Annotated in this window: 6 protein-coding genes; 2 read left to right on the top strand and 4 right to left on the bottom strand. The window is 40.2% G+C overall.

Features of this window, described 5'->3' with window-relative positions; all coding sequences use genetic code 11:
- Positions 1-63 precede the first annotated feature (63 nt).
- Positions 64-699 (bottom strand): hypothetical protein, encoded by a 636-nt coding sequence (locus LC608_RS36155; RefSeq protein WP_308189987.1) that lies wholly within the window; start codon positions 697-699, stop codon positions 64-66.
- 84 nt (positions 700-783) lie between these two features.
- Positions 784-2,523 (bottom strand): hypothetical protein, encoded by a 1,740-nt coding sequence (locus tag LC608_RS36160; RefSeq protein ID WP_229558102.1) that lies wholly within the window; start codon positions 2,521-2,523, stop codon positions 784-786.
- Positions 2,524-2,570: 47 nt separating this feature from the next.
- Between LC608_RS36160 and LC608_RS36165 the strand changes: the two genes are divergently transcribed.
- A complete protein-coding gene (locus LC608_RS36165; RefSeq protein WP_229558103.1) occupies positions 2,571-3,101 on the top strand; it encodes a hypothetical protein in 531 nt (176 codons plus the stop codon).
- A gap of 102 nt (positions 3,102-3,203) precedes the next feature.
- On the opposite strand, the gene LC608_RS36170 is transcribed toward LC608_RS36165, so the two are convergent.
- Together LC608_RS36170 and LC608_RS36175 are read right to left on the bottom strand one after the other, a co-directional pair.
- On the bottom strand, positions 3,204-3,563 hold the full coding sequence (locus LC608_RS36170; protein ID WP_229558104.1) for a hypothetical protein: 360 nt from the start codon (positions 3,561-3,563) through the stop codon (positions 3,204-3,206).
- Between the two features lie 205 nt (positions 3,564-3,768).
- A complete protein-coding gene (locus LC608_RS36175) occupies positions 3,769-3,957 on the bottom strand; it encodes a hypothetical protein (protein ID WP_229558105.1) in 189 nt (62 codons plus the stop codon).
- A gap of 335 nt (positions 3,958-4,292) precedes the next feature.
- On the opposite strand from LC608_RS36175, the gene LC608_RS36180 reads away from it, so the two are divergent.
- A complete protein-coding gene (locus tag LC608_RS36180) occupies positions 4,293-4,856 on the top strand; it encodes a PAS domain-containing protein (protein ID WP_229558106.1) in 564 nt (187 codons plus the stop codon).
- The last annotated feature ends 106 nt before the right edge of the window (positions 4,857-4,962 follow it).

A 4,962-nucleotide genomic window follows, 5' to 3' on the forward strand; every position in this document is an offset into this window, starting at 1 on the left:
TTTTTTCCCAATCTGAATCCGAAATTTCAATTCCGTAGGCGAGGCAGTTTTCATCCATGCATTTTAATCTACCATCTCAGTAACCCATTTTTGATTGTAGCGTTTCAGATCCTGTGAACAGTTACCTTTAAACTGGACGATGGGACGCGATTCTAACTGTGATTCTTGGAAATATTTATTGGTTTGGCTAATCAATAATTCTACTGGTGAGTAGCCCTTTGGTGTTATACCTGTGCTTAAATAAACTGAAGAAGATTTCTTATCTTTAATATAATTAACATCACGATATAAGTAGCGGCTGTTTTCCCGGATTTTATTCATCTCAGGTTTTTTAGCACTTTTGAATAAATCAACCGCTATTTGGTTTTGATAACATCCCTCACCAATCATTTCTCGGTACATCAGGCGGTTAACATCCATCGCCTGCTGAATAATCTCTGGCGTTCTGTTGGGATTTTCTGCTAAAGCTACAACAGATTGCATGAAGGGTTTGTACTCTGCTCTAATTGATTTGGGCTTCTGGTCATATTCCTGTTCAAATAAACTTTGATAATGGCTAAATACTTGCTCTAAATATTCTGATTTTTGTTCTAAAGTACCATAAGTGTTTAGTACCTCAATTTCTGATTCTAATGCCTCCAGTGCTGTCACTTGATTGTTGATTATGCCCACGCTGATGCCAGGGCGAACGCACGGCATTTCTGAAACCCCTGCTGGATAAGGATCTTGACGAAAAAATAGGCTAAATTTAAAAACGTTGAAACCCTTGCTATTAAAGGATTCTTATACTTTAGATGCGTTTGCCCTGACGCTGATGCTATCGCTCATGTGAATAGCGATTTTTTCAAATGGAGGCTGGCTTCCATCGGTGGGATCATAAAATGATTGTTTTTTGAGCTTAACTGTAGGCGAATATGCGTTCTGGGGAAGATTTCTTCGCTCTGCCTCTGCTGTCAGATTCGGGTATAAGCTAGCTCTTGCTACACCAATGCAGTCACCATCGTAGTCTCGTGCCTGGCGTTCTGATTCGGTTTCTGCTGGGTCGATAAAATCAACATTGATTCCTCGTGCTTCTAACTCTGTAATTCGTTGTTGTATGCGCTTGTGGTCTTCGTCATTGACTACAATTATGCCTTTTAAGGATTCACCATCTGGCCCTAACTGATCCTTAACATATTTATTATTAGAAACACACAAACCATTAGAGTTGAGGAAAGGAGAACGGAAGTTAAGAATTTTTTCTTGCTCATCAAGCCAAGAGACACAAATTTCGCCATTTTTGAGTTCCTTGGATGGAATAATCATCCCTCGGTCAAAAGTAAGCGTTTTCCCAACAGCAATATCTCGCCACTCACTTTGTACAAACCGACTTAATTCCTGCTTTACCTTCTCAGTTTCTAATAACTGCTGATGCCCAAGTAAATCGGCTTTAATGAGTTTGTACATAAACAAGTCATCTTTGGCGGGGTCATCATCTAACTCCTGATCTGCATCTAAATCATTATTTGTCCCTAAGTTTTTAATATCTGTTTCAAGATTTGTGACTTCTCCTGTTTTTAACTTATTTTGGCTCAATGATTCTTTACGTTTTTCATATCTTTCACAATAGTAAGCAGCAACAATTCTTGGGTCATCTTGAATAGAGGCTAATCTTTGAGCTTGTACCTCTAGTTCTTCAGCAAAATCTTTAATTCCTTGGGGGAAAGATGCCAGCAGTTGGGAGATAGACATTTGTCCTCGTTGAGATTGCCCTTTTTCGGCTAACCAAATACTTTGCTGATATAATCCTGGTCGAATCTGCGGTTTAGTAGCGCCTTTGGGTCTATCCTTGTCTGTTCCCTTAAAACTGCTTACGGGGAGAATTATGTCTATTTTTGGTTTGCTCTTAGGATCTGCATATTCTATTTCATCTAAGTTGTATGGTCGGAGTGTTCCTTTGCCAAAACGATATTTGGTAGTATCTTCTCCTACTCCATCCACCCAACCAAAACGATGCTGGATTACACGATAGCTTTTATCTGCTTGGGATTCTCTTAAGGTTAGCAAATCATAGAATTGTGTCGAAATTTGTCCATAACAGTCACCGACTAGTTTATATGCCAAATCATTCGATAATATCCCTCCATTATCACCCCTGTTATTAGTAGAATCATCTACTATTAGAATGTTTAGCTTTTCGTGAATCGCATTTTTACAAGCCCCAAGGAAGATGGAACCATAAGCACCCCGGTCTTTACTATCTGGACAGATTTTTTGAATCGTTTCTAAACATTCTTTATCTCCATAAAGTAAGCGAGTCTTAGAAGACAGTAATAAAATCTGTCCATCTGGATGATTTTTTAATTCTTCATCAGTGCTGTATTCATCTGAGTGTCCAAATGAGAATTCTTTGTCAGGGAAGTAAAATTCTAGTAAAGTATTACTGAGTTTTTCAGTTAAAATTGATTGAGAGCCAGTTTTGCTATCGTCTGTATAAATCCATTGATTGAGCCTGGGATCAAAATGTTTAATTTCCAGAGTCATGGTTTTAAGAATTTAATACAATTTGGTTAATATCTTGAGAGGTTTGTATGTCGAGAATTAAGCGTTGGATAAATATGCATGAGGAAGAATTCAATGCAGATGGAACTTTAAAAGATGAAGTAAGACAACAAAAATTATCTCTTGGCGCACATCCAGAAGCAGTCGATGACTACGCTCGTAGAGTAAAAGCAAGATACGATGAGTGGAAGCACTTGGACGAGACTGACCCAGAACCGTGGCCAATCTACACAGCCTACGATTTCTTCAGCGAACAAGAGAAAAGGGAATTTAACCCAGATGGTTCTCTTAGACCTGAATATGTAGAATACGCTCAGAAAATTGGCATCAGTGAAAGTGCCCTCGAACAGCTTGAGTGGCGCAAGAAAATCGAGGTTGATGATTACAACAAAGTGTCTGCTAAATACGCAGAAAAGGGTATTAATTTTGGTGCATGGCAGATGAGAGGAAGGATTGAAGATAGCAGAACATACGTTCAACGTCGGCAGCAGATGGAGCAAGACTTGCGTAACTTTGAGCCGGAAGACAGTTTGCCTTTCGACAAGGACACAGCATATTAAGCGGGAGCTATGCAGAGCGAGTGATAATATAAGCTGAAAGCATTATCAAACAACGCTCTCAGCTTTTTGCGTTGAATTTATGACCCTGCCTGACCATTTGGATTAACGCTGTTGGGCAGCAGGTGGGTTGACAACAGCCGCAGATGGTTTAACAGAGCGAAATGCCCCATTGAGAAAGGCAATCATTCCTAAGATGGCGAAGGCTGTAATGATTACTCTTTGCAGTGAATTGAATGCCGAGCGTTCTTTGATTACTTCAGCCCACATCACTTGCAGTTGATCTTGTGTTGTTTGCTTTGAAGCTAAATAATAGAGAGCTTCAATACAAGGGGATATGTCTTCCCCTTGTTGAACCTTCTGATACAACAGATTTTCTAGTTGCTCTTTCTGTTGAGGGATAGTGAATGAGTCTGTTGACTTTTGAGGGTGTGTACCGTTGTGGGTTGGTAATTGTAGTGTCATAGCTTTAGTTGAAAGTTGGAAAAAGGTGTAGAACAAATATTTGGAAGAGGGGGAAAGGGAAAATTCTATCCCTTTCCCCCTAAACTTTCTTCATAAGAGCTACACCTTTAGAGCATGTGAAAACGCTAACGAATAAGCCAAAGTTTAGGTCTTCTACTCCTAAAAAATCAATAACCAGGAGTCTACAAAAAAATCGTACTTTTGGCTAAATTTGGATTTCCATGTCTTCGTTCTCTTGACTAGAGGATTGAAACTGGTTTTGTTGGGAGGCAAGTACTGATGGTTGATTTGGTTGGAAGGGACTTGTGCCGTCATTGAAGATTTCTTGTGCAAGTGTGCGACCGTCCCCGTCAGTATCGCTCTCCAAGATATATCCCACAACGTGTTCAGGCAATACTGCTCGGTTAAGGAAAATGAAGGGTAAAACAAAGAAAAATTTGTTCGCGTATGTTTTACGATAACAAATGAGATAATTCGACTTACTTTTTCTCTTTGAGGCTATCGTACAAGTCCACCCAATTTTGGCGAAGAGAGTCGATGCATGAAGTTAAGTGATCGATTTGGGTTCTTCTAGCGACGGAGAGGACAGCATTAATATGAGCAGGGCTTCCAGGCTTACCCAAATGCCTATATTTGCTCAATTTGTTGGGTTGAGTTGTGGAAAAAATTGGTTTGGTAGCGTGTAATTTATAGTACCAACTTTGGATTTTTGAACGCAGGAGAACGAATTTGGATCTGGAAACAGTATTAGAATATACTAAAGAGGCAATAACTGCACTTGACCCTGAGTGGAGATACACCGAGGTCAATCATAGTGCGGAATTGCTGTTGCGGCGTAAGCGGGCAGACTTGCTTGGTCGTTCACACTGGGAAGTTTTTCCCGAACTGATGAATACTCCGGCAGAAACGCAACTGCGATACGCGGCAGAAAATGGTGTTTCAGTAAAATTCGAGCAGTTTGTTCCCAGTCTTTACGGTTGGCATGAAGTCCGGGCTGTACCAATTGAAAATGGGATGATACTATTCAGCCGAGACATATCAGAGCGCATTCGTATGCTTCGTGATGAAGCTGTACGCGCAGAAATCCGCAACATTATTGAGCAAGCACCCATAGCGATCGCTATTATGCGAGGAAAAGAGCATCGGTTGGAGATACAAAACCTCATGTTCCAACAGTTGGTCGGCGGACGTAATCTTGAAGGATTAACAGTAAGAAATGCTTTTGCGGAACTGGAAGGACAAGGTTTTTTTGAGTTGCTGGATCAAGTATACATACAGCACTTTCGAGATTGATGAGGTACACTTAAGTATTAGTGCATCAAGACTTACAATGAAACCGTACTCAATTGATTTACGAGAAAAAATAGTAAATGCGTATGAAAGAGGAGACACTTCGGTC

Source organism: Nostoc sp. XA010, assembly GCF_020829625.1.
GTDB lineage: Bacteria > Cyanobacteriota > Cyanobacteriia > Cyanobacteriales > Nostocaceae > Nostoc.

Bases quoted from the DNA above. Each gene is read 5' to 3' on its own strand.
- LC608_RS36160 (WP_229558102.1), bottom strand. From the start codon at position 2,523: ATGACTCTGGAAATTAAACATTTTGATCCCAGGCTCAATCAATGGATT.
- LC608_RS36155 (WP_308189987.1), bottom strand. From the start codon at position 699: ATGCCGTGCGTTCGCCCTGGCATCAGCGTGGGCATAATCAACAATCAA.
- LC608_RS36170 (WP_229558104.1), bottom strand. From the start codon at position 3,563: ATGACACTACAATTACCAACCCACAACGGTACACACCCTCAAAAGTCA.
- LC608_RS36165 (WP_229558103.1), top strand. From the start codon at position 2,571: ATGTCGAGAATTAAGCGTTGGATAAATATGCATGAGGAAGAATTCAAT.